The organism is Sphingomonas sp. AC522 (assembly GCF_979258125.1).
Map to the genome: position 1 here is coordinate 984052 of NZ_OZ409836.1, position 15303 is coordinate 999354.

General features: G+C 66.0%; 18 protein-coding genes. 8 read left to right on the forward strand and 10 right to left on the reverse strand.

Annotated elements, in window-relative coordinates:
• The first annotated feature begins 39 nt into the window (after positions 1–39).
• Entirely contained in the window at positions 40–279 is a 240-nt protein-coding gene (locus ACZZZM_RS05060) for a DUF3253 domain-containing protein (RefSeq protein ID WP_463594023.1), read from the forward strand.
• Here ACZZZM_RS05060 and ACZZZM_RS05065 read toward each other — a convergent pair whose 3' ends face one another.
• The 9 genes from ACZZZM_RS05065 to coxB all read right to left on the reverse strand — a co-directional run bounded on the left by ACZZZM_RS05065 (position 280) and on the right by coxB (position 7639).
• Entirely contained in the window at positions 280–894 is a 615-nt protein-coding gene (locus ACZZZM_RS05065; protein WP_463596377.1) for an SURF1 family cytochrome oxidase biogenesis protein, read from the reverse strand. It lies immediately after the preceding gene.
• Positions 895–978: 84 nt separating this feature from the next.
• Positions 979–1860, reverse strand: a complete 882-nt coding sequence (locus ACZZZM_RS05070; protein WP_463594024.1) for a cytochrome c oxidase subunit 3 — start codon at positions 1858–1860, stop codon at positions 979–981.
• A 35-nt stretch (positions 1861–1895) separates the two neighbouring features.
• Entirely contained in the window at positions 1896–2432 is a 537-nt protein-coding gene (locus ACZZZM_RS05075) for a cytochrome c oxidase assembly protein (RefSeq protein ID WP_463594025.1), read from the reverse strand.
• Complete coding sequence (locus ACZZZM_RS05080) at positions 2429–2566, reverse strand: hypothetical protein (RefSeq protein WP_463594026.1); 138 nt, start codon at positions 2564–2566, stop codon at positions 2429–2431. Before ACZZZM_RS05080 ends, ACZZZM_RS05075 begins: the two co-directional genes overlap by 4 nt.
• Entirely contained in the window at positions 2563–3468 is a 906-nt protein-coding gene (locus ACZZZM_RS05085) for a heme o synthase (protein WP_463594027.1), read from the reverse strand. The genes ACZZZM_RS05080 and ACZZZM_RS05085 overlap by 4 nt, the downstream gene beginning before the upstream one ends.
• A 47-nt stretch (positions 3469–3515) precedes the next feature.
• The gene (locus tag ACZZZM_RS05090; protein WP_463594028.1) at positions 3516–3752 is read right to left on the reverse strand and encodes a hypothetical protein; all 237 of its coding nucleotides are present in this window, start codon (positions 3750–3752) and stop codon (positions 3516–3518) included.
• On the reverse strand, positions 3743–4507 hold the full coding sequence (locus tag ACZZZM_RS05095; RefSeq protein WP_463594029.1) for an alpha/beta fold hydrolase: 765 nt from the start codon (positions 4505–4507) through the stop codon (positions 3743–3745). The genes ACZZZM_RS05090 and ACZZZM_RS05095 overlap by 10 nt, the downstream gene beginning before the upstream one ends.
• Before the next feature lie 287 nt (positions 4508–4794).
• Positions 4795–6471, reverse strand: a complete 1677-nt coding sequence (gene ctaD, locus ACZZZM_RS05100) for a cytochrome c oxidase subunit I (protein ID WP_463594030.1) — start codon at positions 6469–6471, stop codon at positions 4795–4797.
• A gap of 1 nt (position 6472) precedes the next feature.
• On the reverse strand, positions 6473–7639 hold the full coding sequence (gene coxB, locus ACZZZM_RS05105; RefSeq protein ID WP_463594031.1) for a cytochrome c oxidase subunit II: 1167 nt from the start codon (positions 7637–7639) through the stop codon (positions 6473–6475).
• Between the two features lie 177 nt (positions 7640–7816).
• Here coxB and pyrE point away from each other — a divergent pair, with 177 nt between their 5' ends.
• The 7 genes from pyrE to ACZZZM_RS05140 are packed head-to-tail and all read left to right on the forward strand — an operon-like array spanning position 7817 to position 14229.
• On the forward strand, positions 7817–8413 hold the full coding sequence (pyrE, locus tag ACZZZM_RS05110; RefSeq protein WP_463594032.1) for an orotate phosphoribosyltransferase: 597 nt from the start codon (positions 7817–7819) through the stop codon (positions 8411–8413).
• The gene (locus ACZZZM_RS05115; RefSeq protein WP_463594033.1) at positions 8410–9138 is read left to right on the forward strand and encodes a pyridoxine 5'-phosphate synthase; all 729 of its coding nucleotides are present in this window, start codon (positions 8410–8412) and stop codon (positions 9136–9138) included. Before pyrE ends, ACZZZM_RS05115 begins: the two co-directional genes overlap by 4 nt.
• 43 nt (positions 9139–9181) lie before the next feature.
• Positions 9182–9586: a holo-ACP synthase gene (gene acpS, locus ACZZZM_RS05120; protein WP_463596378.1), complete on the forward strand. Its 405-nt coding sequence runs from the start codon at positions 9182–9184 to the stop codon at positions 9584–9586.
• Entirely contained in the window at positions 9586–10473 is an 888-nt protein-coding gene (gene lepB / locus ACZZZM_RS05125) for a signal peptidase I (RefSeq protein ID WP_463594034.1), read from the forward strand. The genes acpS and lepB overlap by 1 nt, the downstream gene beginning before the upstream one ends.
• Complete coding sequence (locus ACZZZM_RS05130) at positions 10470–11597, forward strand: AI-2E family transporter (protein WP_463594035.1); 1128 nt, start codon at positions 10470–10472, stop codon at positions 11595–11597. The genes lepB and ACZZZM_RS05130 overlap by 4 nt, the downstream gene beginning before the upstream one ends.
• Complete coding sequence (gene maiA / locus ACZZZM_RS05135; RefSeq protein ID WP_463594036.1) at positions 11597–12214, forward strand: maleylacetoacetate isomerase; 618 nt, start codon at positions 11597–11599, stop codon at positions 12212–12214. Before ACZZZM_RS05130 ends, maiA begins: the two co-directional genes overlap by 1 nt.
• Complete coding sequence (locus tag ACZZZM_RS05140) at positions 12214–14229, forward strand: TonB-dependent receptor (protein WP_463596379.1); 2016 nt, start codon at positions 12214–12216, stop codon at positions 14227–14229. The genes maiA and ACZZZM_RS05140 overlap by 1 nt, the downstream gene beginning before the upstream one ends.
• On the opposite strand, the gene ACZZZM_RS05145 is transcribed toward ACZZZM_RS05140, so the two are convergent.
• Positions 14203–15300, reverse strand: a complete 1098-nt coding sequence (locus ACZZZM_RS05145) for a glycosyltransferase (RefSeq protein ID WP_463594037.1) — start codon at positions 15298–15300, stop codon at positions 14203–14205. The genes ACZZZM_RS05140 and ACZZZM_RS05145 overlap by 27 nt on opposite strands.
• Positions 15301–15303: the final 3 nt, after the last annotated feature.

A 15303-nucleotide genomic window follows, 5' to 3' on the forward strand; every position in this document is an offset into this window, starting at 1 on the left:
GCGCCTTGGTCGGAAGGCTCACTCGCGCGTTCAGTTACCGTGACGATCGACCCGCAGATTGTGCGCGAAGCGGCGCTGGCGTTGGTTGCGGGCCGCGCGCCGGGGGCAACGGTCTGCCCCAGCGAAGTGGCGCGTGCGGTGGCCCGCGAATGGCGAGACGCAATGCCTTTGGTCCATGCCGTGGTCGATGGGCTTGTCGATGAGGGGCTGGTGCATCTCAGCTGGAAGGGCGTGCGGCTTGCGGAGCGCGCCGGACCGTATCGCATCAACCGCGGCTAGTCAGCTCGCAGCCTTCTTCTCGCGCCATACCAGCGCCAGCACATAGATCACCGCCGCGACAAGCGCGAACAGGAACCATTGCACGCCATAAGCCAGATGGTTGTTCGGCACGCTCGAAAGCTCGGGCGTGCCATTGGCGGTGAGGCCGGGCGCGGGGGTGTCGGCGATCAGCATCAGCCGCTTGGGCGTGCGGTCGAACAGGCTTGCGAGCATCGAGCGGCTGTCGGGCGCGTGACTGATGCGGCCTTTGACCGGTCCGCCCTTCCATACCGGCTTGGCCATCGGATCGCGCGTGGTGCCGAGCTGGACGAGCATCCCCGGGCCCTCGAGACCGCCGGTGCGGCAGTCGACGATGAAGCGGAAGCCGGCATTGCCCGCGCCGGTCAGCTGGCTCGATACCGGCTTGAGACAGAAGCCGCTCGCCTGGCGGAACAGCATCGTGTCGTCGGGGAATTTGGGAAAGGCGATCGGGGGCTTGGCTGGATTGCCGGTTAGCTGCGCGAGCAATGCCTCCTTCTGCGGAAGCCGCACTGCTAGTTGCCACACGCCGAGCCCGATCATCGCCGCGATGGCGAGGACGACGATCGCAGTCGGGATCAAAGGGAAGCGCGGTATCCGCAATCCGGCTCTGCCGGATGCAACAGGGGGAGGCGAGCCTGCGCTGCCTCCCCCCATTTCACTTGGCCGGTCGTTGGGCACTTAGCCGTGCACCGCAGCGCCCCAGCCGCCCCAGACATAGATCGACGCGAACAGGAACAGCCACACCACGTCGACGAAGTGCCAATACCAGGCGGCGGCTTCGAAGCCGAAATGCTGCCGCGGCGTAAAGTGGCCCTTATAGACGCGCACCAGGTTCACGATCAGGAAGATCGTGCCGACCAGCACGTGGAAACCGTGGAAACCAGTCGCCATGAAGAAGGCGCCGCCATAGCTGCTGCCGCCCTCGCTCGCCGCCTTGAAGGGGAAGGGGGCCTCCATATACTCATACGCCTGGATTGACGTGAACAGCATGCCGAGGATGATCGTCAGCCACAGGCCCTTCTTGACGCCGTCATTCTCGCCGACGCCGAGCAGGCCCCAAAGGCCCTTCATCGCGCCGCCGCGCTGGTTGTGAAGCAGCGCATGGTGCGACCAAGTGATGGTGCAGCCCGAGCAAAGCAGGATCATCGTGTTGAGCAGCGGCAGCTTCCACGCATCGAGCACTTCCATGCCCTTGGGAGGCCAGACCCCGCCGACTGCGTCCACAGCCGAGGGGAAGAGGGCGAAATCGAACCACGCCCAGAACCAGCCGACGAAGAACATGACTTCGGAGGCGATGAACAGGATCATGCCGTAGCGCAGATGGAGCTGCACGACGGGCGTGTGATCGCCGGCATGCGCTTCCTGGATGACCTGGCCCCACCAGCCGAAGAAAGTGATCGCCACTGCCGCGACGCCGGCGAAGAACACCAAGCTGGCCGAGGGCACCGAGTGCATCCACATGATGCCCCCTGCCGCGAGCACGAGCGCGGACATCGAACCGAACAGCGGCCAGGCGCTGGGCGGCAGGATATGATAATCGTGGTTCTTGGCACCGGCCATCGAAGCGTTCCCTGTTACCCTTATTCGAGCGTGCTCTAGCTCGCGGTTTTGCCGGAATCCACCGGATAAAACGTGTAGGAGAGCGTGATTTCCTGAACGTCCCTGGTGTCGGGATCGTTCAGAATTGCCGGATCGACATAGAAGATCACCGGCATGCGGACCGTCTGGCCGGGATCGAGCGTCTGCTCGGTGAAGCAGAAGCACTGGATCTTGGTGAAATATTTGCCGGCCACCACCGGCGTCACGTTGAACGTGGCGGTGCCGGTGATCGGCTTGTCGGAAGTGTTGGTGGCCGTGAAGAACGCCATGTCGCGCCCGCCGATATCGATCGCGTCGGCGCGGCGCTCGGGCGCGAACTTCCAGGGCATGTTCTTGCCGACATTGCTGTCGAAGGCGACGGTGATCTTCTGGCCGGTTGTGCCCGGCGCGCGTTCGCCGCGCTGGGTGGTGCCGTTGAGCCCGGTCACTTCGCAGAACATTCGGTAAAGCGGCACCGACGCGAAGCCGAGCCCGGTCATCGAGCAGACGCCGATGCCGGCGAGGATGGCCGTGCGAAGATTGCGGCTGATCATCCGGCGAAGCCCATCTTTATCTTCACGATCGAAATCGCGAACACCAGCACCACGAACGCGCCGAGCAAAACTGCCATCAGCCGCGCGCGCGAGCGCTGGCGGGCACGGATCAGATCGGTCTGGTCGTCGGTCATGCAAACCACCTGTCGGCAACCACGGCGCCGAAAATGAGGAAGAGATAGAAGATCGAATATTTGAACAGCTGCCGCTCGGGCTTGAACGAATCGTCCGGTGCCGAGGTCCGCATCGCAACGCGGACGGCGAGCGCGAGGAAGACGGCATTGAGCACCAGCGCCGCCACCCCATAAATGTTGCCCAGCAGCCCCAGCGGCCAGGGCAGGATCGCCGCGGCCACCATCGGCAGCGTGTAGAGCCCGATCTGGGTGCGCGTCGTCCGCTCGCCCGAGACGACGGGGAGCATCGGCACGCCGGCATTGGCGTAATCGGTCTTCACGAACAGCGCGAGCGCCCAGAAATGCGGCGGGGTCCACAGGAAGATCATGAGGAAGAGCAGAACCGGCAGCAGCGTGATGTCACCCGTCGCGGCTGCCCAGCCGATCATCGGGGGGAAGGCGCCGGCGGCGCCGCCGATCACGATATTCTGCGGCGTCCGGCGCTTGAGCCAGATCGTGTAGATGAAGACGTAGAACAGGATCGACGCGGCAAGGATCACAGTCGCGGTCAGGTTGATCGCGAAATACATCAGGATGAGGCTGAAGCAGGCAAGGCCGACGCCGAAATGCAGCGCCGATTGCCGCGTCATCCGCCCGTCCGGAAGCGGCCGCTTGGCGGTGCGCTTCATCTTGGCGTCGATATCGCTCTCATACCATTGGTTGAGCGCACCGGCAGCACCGGCCCCCAGCGTGATGCACAGAATCGCCGTGAAGCCGAGCACCGGGTGGATCGGCACGGGCGCCGCGAGCATGCCGCACAGCGCCGTGAACACCACCAGCACCATCACGCGCGGCTTGGTCAAAGCGAGCAGGTCGCGCCAATCGGCGGGAAGGGCGGCGGAAGAGGCGGTTGCGCTGTTCATGACTCGGCTGCGCTATAGGAGGCTGCGCCGCGAGACGGAAGGGGAGTCTATCGCGTTCGGCGCGCCGCGCGGATCAGTTCCTCGATCGCCGCGACGACAAGGTCGGGATTGTCCTTGGGAATGAAGTGCGAAGAGGCGGGCACCAGCCGATGCTCACCGCGCGACGAGAGCTTGGCGGCTTCCTCGTGCAGCGCCCACCATTCCGCATCGAGCCCGGCCTGCTTGTCCTTTGCGAGATCCGGGTTCTCGTTGGATTTGCCCGCCGTCAGCACGATCAGGGGCATCGCTCCCCAGGAGCGGCGGCTGGCATCGACTTCATTCGAGGACAATTCGATGCTGCGCAGCTCGGAGGCCGCACTGCGCTGATAGCCCGGGCTGAGTTGCTGCGCGCGCCGGGCATCGTTGATCGCGGCGGGCAGCGTCTTGCTCGGCGGGTCGATACAGGCGCGGCTGGCGGAGTTGTCGGCCTTGAGCGTGCCCCCGCGACTCCGTCGGCGCACATTCCGACCGCGTCGACCATTCCCGACATTTCCGCCGCATAGCCCGGGCTGGCGGCATCCATCCGCGCGACCATATGCGGCGCGCTGGGATCGATAAGCAGCACGCCCTTGACCTTGCCTATGTTGCGATCGGCGAAGATGCGGACCGGGAGCCCGCCGAGCGAATGCGCGACGAGCACATAAGGGCCGCGAATTTGCGCCGCCTTGAGCAGGGCTTCGAGGTCGCTGGCGATTGCGCCCGCGGTTCGCGGCAGCGGTCCCGCATCGCTGAAGCCGTATCCGGCACGGTCATAGCTGCACACGCGGGTGGTGGCGGCAATCCGTGGCTGAATGTCACGCCACCAGATCGTATTGGTCGTCCAGCCGCCTTCGAGGATCACCGTCGGCGCGCCGGTTCCGGTGCAATGCACGTTCATCCGGCGGCCGTCGGCAAGCGTCACCAGTCGCTGGGCCTTGGCATAGACGCTCAGATCGGCCTCCGGGGTCTGCTGACCGATGGTGGCGAGCAGCAGGGCAATCGTGGCGGCAAGCTTCAGCATTCGGATCCCCAATGTTGCGAAGGGTCTAGCCGATCAATCGGCACGCGGCGGCATATATTTGCGCGTCGCAGTCGTGGGGCAGGAGACCGGAGCGCCGGCGATGGGAGTCAGCCGGCGCCCCGGTCGAGGCTCAAGCGGGGTGCCGCGTGCCTCTTGGCCTTCCCATTGCATCCGTTTCGGACGGACGCAACCGGCGGAATGACGTCATTCTGTCTCATTCGCTGCAAAAGAAAAGCGCCCCGGAGTTTCCCCCGGGGCGCCTGTCCGTCCGGCCTCTCGGCTGCGGCTTAGTGGTGCGAGTCGCTGTCGATCACCGGCAGCGTCTCGAACTGGTGGAATGGCGGCGGGCTCGACAGCGTCCATTCGAGCGTCGTCGCGCCTTCGCCCCACGGATTGCCCTCTGCCTTGCGGCCCGCCAGCAGCGACTGGATGATGTTCCAGAAGAACACCGCCATGCCGGCGATCATGATGAAATAGCCGAGCGTCGCGATGTGGTTCCAATAGGCATAGGCGTCCGGATAATCCGGGTAGCGCCGCGGCATGCCCTGGAGGCCCAGGAAGTGCATCGGGAAGAACAGGATGTTCACGCCGATGAAGAAGACCCAGAAATGAATCTGGCCGAGCAGCTCGTTATACATGCGGCCGCTCATTTTCGGGAACCAGTAATAGAAGCCCGCGAAGAGCGAGAACACGGCACCGAGGCTGAGCACGTAGTGGAAGTGCGCGACCACATAATAGGTATCGTGCATGTAATCGTCCACGCCGCCATTGGCGAGCACGACGCCGGTGACGCCGCCCACCGTGAACATGAAGATGAAGCCCAGCGCCCACAGCATTGGCGTCTTGAAGCTCAGCGAGCCGCCCCACATCGTGGCGATCCACGAGAAGATCTTCACGCCGGTGGGCACGGCGATCACCATCGTCGCGGCGGTGAAGTACATCTTCACGTTTACCGACAAGCCCGTGGTGAACATGTGGTGCGCCCAGACGATGAAGCCGACCACGCCGATCGCGACCATGGCATAGGCCATGCCGAGATAGCCGAAGACGGGTTTGCGGCTGAACGTCGCGACGATCTGGCTGACCATGCCGAAGCCCGGCAGGATCATGATGTAGACCTCGGGATGCCCGAAGAACCAGAAGAGGTGCTGATAGAGGATCGGATCGCCGCCATACTGTGGATCGTAGAAAGCGGTGCCGAAATTGCGGTCGGTCAGCAGCATGGTGATCGCAGCGGCCAGCACCGGCAGCGCCAGCAGCAGCAGGAACGCGGTGATCAACACCGACCATACGAACAGCGGCATCTTGTGCAGGGTCATCCCCGGCGCGCGCATGTTGAAGATAGTGGTGATGAAGTTGATCGCGCCCAGGATCGAGCTTGCGCCGGCCAAGTGGAGCGACAGGATCGCCATGTCCACCGAAGGCCCGGGCTCGCCATAGGTCGAGAGCGGGGGATAGACCGTCCAGCCGGTGCCCGCGCCGATGCTGACGAAGGGCGATGCCAGCAGCAGAACGAAGGCCGGGATCAGCAGCCAGAACGAAATGTTGTTCATCCGCGGGAAGGCCATGTCCGGCGCACCGATCATGATCGGCACGAACCAGTTTCCGAAGCCGCCGATCATCGCGGGCATGACCATGAAGAACACCATGATCAGGCCGTGCGCGGTGATCAGCACGTTCCAGAAGTGCAGCGCCTCGTCGAACGTGCCGCCGCCATGCAGCGTGCGCAGCCAATCGGGCAGATACTGGATGCCGGGCTCCATGAGCTCGACGCGCATCAGCCCCGAGATGCCGCCGCCGATGATTCCGGCGATGATCGCGAAGATCAGATAGAGCGTGCCGATGTCCTTGTGATTCGTCGACATGAACCAGCGGGCGAAGAAGCCCGGCTTGTGATCGGCATCATGATGATCATCGTGCGCATGCGCGTGATCATGGCCGTTTGCGATGGCGGTATCGGTCATCTTAATTGCCCGTCTGTCCGAGGCCCGGGGCATTCTGCGTCGCGGGCTTGTTGGTGACTGCCGGTGCGGCAGTGGCGTTGGTGAGCGGGCCTGCGTCGGTCACGTTGGTGGCGACATCGGCCTCGTTGCCCAGCGCTTCGGTAGCGCCGGTGGTGGTCGCCCCTTCGGGTGCGGGCATCTTGCCGCCCTTCGACGCAACCCACTGCGCGAACACTTCGGGGCTCACTGCCTCGACTGCGATCGGCATATAGGCATGGCGCGCGCCGCAAAGTTCGGAGCACTGGCCGAAATAGAGGCCCGGCTTCTCGATGGTGAAGCTGGTCTCGTTGATGCGGCCCGGAACCGCGTCGAGCTTCATCCAGAAGGCAGGCATTGCCCAGCTGTGGATCACATCCTGCGCAGTCGCGAGCAGGCGGATCGGCACGCCGACCGGGAGCACGACGCGCGTATCGGTCGCGAGCATGCGCGGGCCGTCCGCATCGGTGCGGTAGCGGGTGCCGGCCGGAACGTCGGCCTGCTCCTTGAGCATGTTGGCAGTAAGCTGGATGCCGCCATGATCGGGATATTCGTACGACCAGAACCACTGGTTGCCGATTGCCTTCAGGGTCACCGCTTCCTTGGGCGCGGGCTTGAACTGCGCGGCGAGCAGGCGGATCGAGGGGATGGCGATCGCGACGAGGATCAACACCGGGACCAGGGTCCAGACGACTTCGATCATCGTGTTGTGGCTGGTCTTCGACGGCACCGGATTGGCGGCGCGGCGATAGCGGATAACCACCCACATCAGCAGCGCCAGAACGAAGATCGAGATGAGCGTGATCAGCGGCATCAGGATCCAGTTGTGGAACCAAAAGGCATTGCGCCCATTCGGCGTGACCTGCGGCTGGATCCCGTAAGCAGCCGCCGTGGGCTGGCCGATATGGGGCAGCGCCACCGTCTTCGGCTTGCCCGACGCATCGAGCGTGGGATCAGCGACCGCAGGCGCGGCGGCATTGTCGGCAACCGGCGCAGCGGCGTTGTCGCCCGCAGCCGGAGCCGTGGAGTCATTGGCTGCCGCAGGCGCGGCACCGCTGGTTGCCGCTGGAACCGCGGCGGGCGGCTCCTGTGCGGCCACGGGTGCGGCGAATGCCAGCCCCGCCGCCAGGAGAATCGAAGTCAACCCAAGCATGCGCATCGTCTATCTTCACCCTGTTCGCGAGCAGCGCTGAGGAGAGGCGGAAACCGCCCCATGTGACATGGGCCTATACGCCGCACGGGGCCTTTCTCAACCCTTTTTGCATGGCCGTTGCGGTGGGGCACCCCCGGTCCTAAAGGTTGCCGCCCCGCATAGGATGAGGAAGCGACTTTGCACGGCGACGCGATTCTGGACGAGTTCCGCGACGCGGGCGCGCTGCTCGAAGGGCATTTCATCCTCTCTTCGGGGCTTCGCTCGCCGCTGTTCCTCCAGAAGATGCGGATATTCGAGGATCCGGTGCGCAGCGAACGCGTCTGTTCGGCGCTGGGGGCGCTGATCCGCGAATTGTTCGGTGAAGTCGATCTGGTGGTGTCGCCGGCGATCGGCGGGATCATCCCGGGCTATGAGACGGCGCGGGCTTTGGGTTGCAAGGCGCTGTTCGTCGAGCGCCCAAATGAAGAGAATGGGGATAGCGAATTCCAGCTTCGCCGCGGCTTCGAAATCCCGGCCGGCGCGCGGATCGTGATGGTCGAGGACATCGTCACTACCGGACTCAGCTCGCGCGAATGTATCGCCGCGATCCGCAAGCATCCCGGCGAACTGGTCGGCGCGGCCTGCATTGTCGACCGCTCGAACGGCACCGCTGATGTGGGCGTGTCTCTGGTCTCGCTGCTCAAGATGGACGTACCGGCCTACCCGGCGGACCAGCTTCCGCCTGAGCTGGCGGCGATTCCGGCGATCAAGCCGGGGAGCCGCGTCGGAGCGTGAGCGGAAGGCTTCGCCTGGGGGTCAATATCGACCATGTCGCAACCGTGCGGAATGCGCGCGGGAGCGGCTATCCCGATCCCGTCCGCGCCGCTTTGCTCGCAGCTGAGGCGGGGGCGGACGGCATTACCGCGCATCTGCGCGAAGACCGCCGCCACATCACCGATGACGATATCGCGCGGCTGGTGGCCGAGCTGACCGTCCCGCTCAATCTCGAGATGGCGGCGACCGACGAGATGCTGGCGATTGCGCTCCGCCACCGTCCCCACGCCGTGTGCATCGTCCCTGAAAAGCGCGAGGAACGCACCACCGAGGGCGGGCTCGACGCTGCCGGGCAGCACAATCACCTGGCGCCGATGGTCGCCGCGCTCAGTGACGCTGGCTGCCGGGTCTCCTTGTTCATCGAGCCCGATGCCCGCCAGATCGATGCCGCGCTTCAGCTGCGCGCGCCGGTCGTCGAGCTGCATACGGGGCGCTATTGCGAACTCGCCGAGCATGAGCGCGAGGCCGAGCTCAAGCGCATCGCCGACGCTGCCGCGCTTGCCGCCAAGGCGGGGATCGAGCCGCATGCCGGGCACGGGCTGACTTTCGACAATGTCGTGCCGATCGCGGCGATCCCGCAGGTGATGGAGCTTAACATCGGCCACTTCCTGATCGGCGAGGCGATCTTCGATGGTCTGGCGCCGGTGGTACAGCGGATGCGCGCGCTGATGGACGGGGCGCGGTGAGGAGCCAAATTCGTCGCCGGGGCGGCGCGCTGGGGTGCGCGTCGTGATCATCGGCACCGGCTCGGACCTCTGCAATATCGAGCGCATCCAGTCCTCGCTGGACCGTTTCGGGACACGATTCGAGCAGCGCGTCTTCACGGAAACCGAGCTCGCCAAGGCCGCGCGACGCCCGCACACCCGCGCCGGAACCCTTGCCAAGCGCTTCGCCGCCAAGGAAGCTTTCTCCAAGGCAGTCGGCACCGGCTTTAAGGCGGGCGTGTTCATGAAGGACATCGGCGTGGTCAATTCGCCATCGGGCGCGCCGGCCCTGGCGCTTTCCGGCGGGGCCAAGGCCAGGCTTGACGCGCTAACCCCCTCGGGCCACGTCGCTAAGGTGCATTTAACGCTAACCGACGATCATCCCTGGGCTTTCGCCATGGTGATCATCGAAGCGCTTAAGGACGAGTGATGGCCGCGGAAGGGTTGGCGTTGGGGCGAAGCGACATCGATACGGTTAGCTATATCGACGAGGACGCACGCTCGCGCACCGATTGGTGGGCGGAGCTGCGCGGCGTCTTCTGGCTCGTGCTCGCAGTGCTCGGCTTCCACAGCCTGATCGCCAAACCCTTCTACATTCCATCCGAATCGATGATGCCGGGGCTGCTCGTCGGCGATCGGCTGGTCGTGACCAAATATCCCTATGGTTATTCCTTCGTGACCCCGACCTTCCATTTGCTGCCCTTCATGCGCGGCCGGCTGCTGGGGCGTCTGCCCGCGCGCGGCGACGTGGTGATCGTCACGCCTCCGGGCACGACCACCGATTACATCAAGCGCGTGATCGGGCTTCCGGGAGACCGGATCGCAGTGCGCGGCGGAATCGTCTATCTCAACGGCGTCGTGATCCCGCGCCACGCGATGGGCGAGCGCGACATTCCGGTCGATGCCAACACCAAATGCGATTCCGATCAATATCGCGAACGCACCGTCCGGCATGCCGACGGCAAGCTGTTCTGCCGCCTGCCGGTCTATCGCGAGACGCTGCCGGGCGGCCGCTCCTACGACACGATCGACAAAGGCGTGGGCGCGAGCCGCGGAGACAATTATTCCGAGATCCGCGTGCCGCGCGACCGCGTGTTCCTGATGGGCGACAACCGCGATAATTCGGCGGACAGCCGCTATTCGGTCGCCGATCAGGGGCTGGGCGGCCCGGTGCCGTGGGAGAATATCGGCGGCCGCGCCGAATTCATCACCTTCAGTCTCGATGGCAGCGCGACCTGGAATCCGCTCACTTGGGGCAATTCGTTCCGCGCCGGCCGCGCCGGCACGTCGCTCCATCCCAGCAAGGCAGGCGAATGAGCGACCCCGTTTCCCCCGACGAAGTCTCGATCGTCCAGGAGCCCGGCCCCAACGAGATGCGCGATCCGGCGATGCGCGCCGAACTCAAGCGCGCCTCGGTGTGGTTCGGGCTGGCCGTCGCCATGGCGCTAGTGGTGCTGCTGATCCAGCCGCTGCTGATCATCTTCGGCGCATTGGTGTTCGCATCGATGCTCGATGGCGGCGTGCGGCTGATCGGGCGCGTGCTGCCGATCCCGCGCGGGCTGCGGCTGCTCATCGTCGTGGTGCTGGTAATCGCCTTCATCGCCAGCGTTTTCTACCTGACCGGCGTCCAGATCGCGCAGCAGGCCGAGCAATTGCGGGTGACGCTGGAGATCCAGGCCAATCGCGTCGTGGCCTGGTTGACGTCGCTCGGCGTGATGCCGGGGCGCTCCGACCTAACCGGCATATTGCAGCAGGCGCTGGGCTCGGTCGGGCGGCTGACTTCGGCGGTCGGCTCGGTGCTCGGCGCGGGTGCCAGCCTGTTGATGGTGATGACGATCGGGCTGTTCGTCGCAATGGAGCCGCGGCTGTACGAGCGCGGGCTGCAATGGCTGGTGCCGATCGAGCAGCGCGACCAATTCTCGGTGACGATCGCGCGGATGGCGCGGACTATGCGCGTGCTGCTCGCCGGGCGTCTTGCCGGCATGGTGTTTGAGGGCGCGCTGACCTGGATTCTGCTGTCGATCGCCGGCGTGCCGATGGCGTTGCTGCTCGGCATCATCACCGGCATCCTTGCCTTCATCCCCAATATCGGTGCGTTCGTGTCGGGCGTGCTGATGATCGCGGTTGGGTTCAGCGCCGGGCCCGATCAGGGCTTTTGGGCGATCGTCATCTATTTCGCGGTGCAGACCTTCGACGGCTATGTGCTGATCCCGCTTGTCGCCAAGCGCACGGTGGATCTCCCACCGGCATTGACGCTGTCGGCGCAGATTCTGGCGAGCACCCTCTTCGGCGTCATGGGCTTGGCGCTTGCCGATCCGATGGTCGCGATGATCAAGGTGGCGCTGGAGAGCGAGGCCGAGCGTGCCGCGCGGGCGAGCAGCGGCAAGCGGGCATTGTGGCGGCGTGCGCCGCCCGGGGACCCGGCGCCGCAGGAGCCGTGATGCTGCTCTACGATTATTTCCGTTCGTCCGCCGGCTATCGCGTGCGGATCGCGCTCAATCTCAAGGGCGTGGAGTATCAACGCCGCGAAGTGATGCTGCTCGAGAATCAGCAGACCAGCCCCGAGCATCTCGCGCGCAATCCGCAGGGGCTGGTCCCCGCGCTCGAAGCCGATGGCATGGTGCTGACCCAAAGCCTCGCGATCATCGACTGGCTCGACGCCAGAGATCCCGAACCGCGGTTGATCCCCGCGGAGCCCGAGGCGCGCGCCAAGGCGCTGGCACAGGCGATGGTGATCGGGATGGACGTCCATCCGCTCAACAATCTGCGCGTGATGCGGCGGCTGAAAGCAATGGGCGTGGACGAAGAAGCGCGCAACGACTGGACCCGCCACTGGATCGCCGAGGGCTTTGCCGCGTTGGAGGCTCTGGCCGGAGACGGCCCGTTCCTCGGTGGCGATTCGCCGGGACTGGCCGATATTTTCCTGGTGCCCCAGATGTTCAACGCCCGCCGTTTCGACACGCCGCTGGAGGCCTATCCCAGACTGGTCGCGGCTGACGCTGCCGCTGCCGCGCTCACTGCCTTCGCTGCCGCACACCCTGACCGCGTCGCGCCGTGATGCGCTCCGCCGTGGTGGCGGGGATGCTGCTCGCCGCTCCTGCTTTCGCACAGGAAATGCCGCGCGATCCTGAGGAGGTGGTCATCACCGGCCAGGGGCTCGCGCCGCCGCCGGGCGACGCGGCCTATGCAACCGTCACCATTACGCGCGAACGGCTGGCCCGCACCGCGAGCGGGCGGCTCGAGGATGCGCTTCGCGACGTGGGCGGCCTCGCCCAGTTCCGCCGCTCCGATTCGCGCTCGGCGCATCCGACCAGCCAGGGCGTCACGCTGCGGGGGCTCGGCGGCAATGCATCGAGCCGGGCGCTGCTGCTGCTCGACGGGGTGCCCCAGGCCGATCCGTTCGGAGGCTGGGTTGCGTTTCCCGCATACCTGCCCGAACGGCTTGCCTCTGCCCGTGTCACCCGCGGCGGGGGCAGCGGCTATGGGGGGCCGGGCGCACTCGCGGGGACGATCGAACTGGCCAGTGGATCGCCCGCCGAACTCGGACGCCTCCAGGCAAGCGCAAGCTATGGGAGCCGCGAGAGCGTCGATGGGCGGGTCGTAGCCGCAATCGATCTGGGCAGCGGCTTCGTCACGGTCGCCGGCCAATATGCCCGAGGCGACGGCTTCATCCCCGTCGTCGCCGAGGACCGCGGCCCTGCCGACCGCGCCGCGCCGTACGAGCAAGCGAGCATTGCGCTGCGCGGCGCGATCGATCTTGGAGGGACGGAGCTACAGGCCAATCTCTCGACTTTCGCAGACCGGCGCGACCGCGGCCTGGCGTTCACCCAGGTAAAGAGCGAGGGCGCCGATGCCAGCATCCGCCTGGTCCATCGCGGCCGCTGGGGCTGGTCCGCGCTCGCCTATCTTCAGACCCGCGGCTTCGCGAGCGGGTTTGCCAGCATCAACGACGCCCGCAACACCCCCGCGGCGACGCTCGACCAATATAATGTGCCCGCCACCGGCATTGGTGGCCGTGTCGAAATCGAGCCTCCGATCGGCGGCGGCGTCACCCTGCGACTCGGCGGCGATGTCCGCCGCGTCTCGGGCCGCACGCAGGAGCTTTACACCTTCGTCGCGAGCGCCCCCACCCGAAGCCGAGTCGCCGGGGGTGAGAGCACGACGCTCGGCGGTTTCGCCGACGCAAGCTACGAGGCTGGCGATCTCACGCTTAGCCTTGGCGCCAGGCTCGACCATTGGAGCATCGCCAACGGATCGCTGGTCGAGCGCCCGCTGGGCGGCGGCGCGGTGCTCACCGACACCCGCTTCCCCGACCGCCGGGGTTGGGAAGCCACCGGCCGCGCCGGGCTGGCTTATGCGCTGGGCAATGTGACGCTCCGCACAGCTGCCTATCGCGGCTGGCGCCTGCCGACGCTCAACGAACTCTATCGCCCGTTCCGGGTCGGCGCCGACGCGACTGCCGCCAATGCCGCGCTCGATCCTGAGCGGCTGAGCGGGGTCGAGGCGGGGATCGACTGGCGGCCCTTGCCCGCGCTGACGCTGCGTACGACGCTCTACTGGAATCGCCTGACCGACGGCATCGCCAATGTCTTCGTCGCCAACGGCCCCGGCACCTTCCCCGGCGCGGGCTTCGTCTCGGCGGCGGGCGTCTATCGCCAACGCCGCAACCTGCCCAAGCTCGAGGCCAAGGGTGTCGAACTCGACGCGCGCTACACTGCGGGCAAGTTCAGCGCTTCCGCATCATACGCCTATGCCGATTCGCGGATTGGGGCGCTCCGTCCGGCTCAGACTTCGCCCCACCAAGGCAGCGCGACACTGGCCTGGAGCGGGCTATCGGCGACTGCGCGCTATGTCGGCCCGCAATATGAGGACGACCAGAACCTCCGCCGGCTGAACAGCGCCTTCACCCTCGACGCTGCTGCTGTGCTGCCGCTTGGCCACGGCCTGGCCATCGAAGCGCGCGGCGAGAACCTCGCCGATGCGCGGATAGAAGCGGGGATCAGCGGCCCCGGCGTGGTCGAGCGCGCGTCCCCGCGCACCCTATGGCTAGGGCTGAGGCTGCGCCTTAACTAGCGAATCGAACAGAGCGAGATAGTCGCGGATGGGATCGCCGCCCGCAACGACTGGCGCGGGCCGCCCCCGCCCCAGCGTCAGCCAATGGTTGAGCGCCGCGACCAGACCTTCCGCATCCTCACGGTTGATCACGCTGCCCAATTCGGGCGAAGTCACGATCTCGCGCACTGCGACGCTGGATTCAGTGGTCACCACCGGCGTCCCGACCGCCAGCGCCTCGCGCAGCACGCCTGGCACGCCTTCATAGTCCGATGTCAGCACGGCCAACGCCGCGCCCTGCAGCGCCGGAAGTGGATCGCCGGCATGGCCCGGCATCGAGACGCGTTTGCCTAGTCCCAAAGCGGCAACCTGCGCCTCGAGCGCCGCCCGCGCACTGCCTTCGCCGAGGATCAGCAGCTTGATGTCGCGATCCGCCAGCCGTGGCAGGGCCGCCAGCAGCCGGTCCCAGCGCTTCTGGGGCTCTAGCCGCCCGACGCCGATCATATAGCGGCCTTCTGGAATCGCGACCGGTGCAACGCCTTCGCGAGGCGCCGCGGGCGGATTGGCGATCACATGCACGCGCTCCGGCGGCATCCGCATTTCGGTAGTGGCTTCCGCCGCCATTCCCGGCGTCATCGCTACCACCGCGTCGAGAAACGCCGGATGCAGCCGCAGCCAGCGTCGATAACCCCATGCCGCAACTGCGCTCAATTCGGGCCGAACTAGGGCATTGGAGACCTTTGCCACGATCGGCGGGCTTTGCGCTCCCAGCCGAGCGCGGGCGAGGGCAACGATGCCGGTATAGTGATTTCCGGGGCAAAAGATCAGGTCGGGCGCCACTTCGCGTACATGATCGGCCAGCGCAAACAGGGCGCGATGCTCGCCACTTCCCAGTTCGTGCACTTCGATCCCCTCGGGAATCTCCGCAGCCAGCGGCCCTTCGCGGCTCCCCAGCACCAAAGTGACGCGCCGCCCTGCCTTCAGCCAGCCATCGGCCATGCGCAGCATCGCGCGCTCGACTCCGCCACCCTGCAGCCGCTGGGCGCAGGTGAGGATATGACGTGCACTTTCGGAATAGGTGCAGTGCAACATATT

Coding starts and splice junctions, on each gene's coding strand:
- ACZZZM_RS05070 (WP_463594024.1), bottom strand. CDS start 1,860: ATGGCCGGTGCCAAGAACCACGATTATCATATCCTGCCGCCCAGCGCC.
- ACZZZM_RS05075 (WP_463594025.1), bottom strand. CDS start 2,432: ATGATCAGCCGCAATCTTCGCACGGCCATCCTCGCCGGCATCGGCGTC.
- ACZZZM_RS05080 (WP_463594026.1), bottom strand. CDS start 2,566: ATGACCGACGACCAGACCGATCTGATCCGTGCCCGCCAGCGCTCGCGC.
- ACZZZM_RS05085 (WP_463594027.1), bottom strand. CDS start 3,468: ATGAACAGCGCAACCGCCTCTTCCGCCGCCCTTCCCGCCGATTGGCGC.
- ACZZZM_RS05090 (WP_463594028.1), bottom strand. CDS start 3,752: ATGCCCCTGATCGTGCTGACGGCGGGCAAATCCAACGAGAACCCGGAT.
- ACZZZM_RS05095 (WP_463594029.1), bottom strand. CDS start 4,507: ATGCTGAAGCTTGCCGCCACGATTGCCCTGCTGCTCGCCACCATCGGT.
- ctaD (WP_463594030.1), bottom strand. CDS start 6,471: ATGACCGATACCGCCATCGCAAACGGCCATGATCACGCGCATGCGCAC.
- coxB (WP_463594031.1), bottom strand. CDS start 7,639: ATGCTTGGGTTGACTTCGATTCTCCTGGCGGCGGGGCTGGCATTCGCC.
- lepB (WP_463594034.1), top strand. CDS start 9,586: ATGGCCGCGGAAGGGTTGGCGTTGGGGCGAAGCGACATCGATACGGTT.
- ACZZZM_RS05130 (WP_463594035.1), top strand. CDS start 10,470: ATGAGCGACCCCGTTTCCCCCGACGAAGTCTCGATCGTCCAGGAGCCC.
- maiA (WP_463594036.1), top strand. CDS start 11,597: ATGCTGCTCTACGATTATTTCCGTTCGTCCGCCGGCTATCGCGTGCGG.
- ACZZZM_RS05140 (WP_463596379.1), top strand. CDS start 12,214: ATGCGCTCCGCCGTGGTGGCGGGGATGCTGCTCGCCGCTCCTGCTTTC.
- ACZZZM_RS05145 (WP_463594037.1), bottom strand. CDS start 15,300: ATGTTGCACTGCACCTATTCCGAAAGTGCACGTCATATCCTCACCTGC.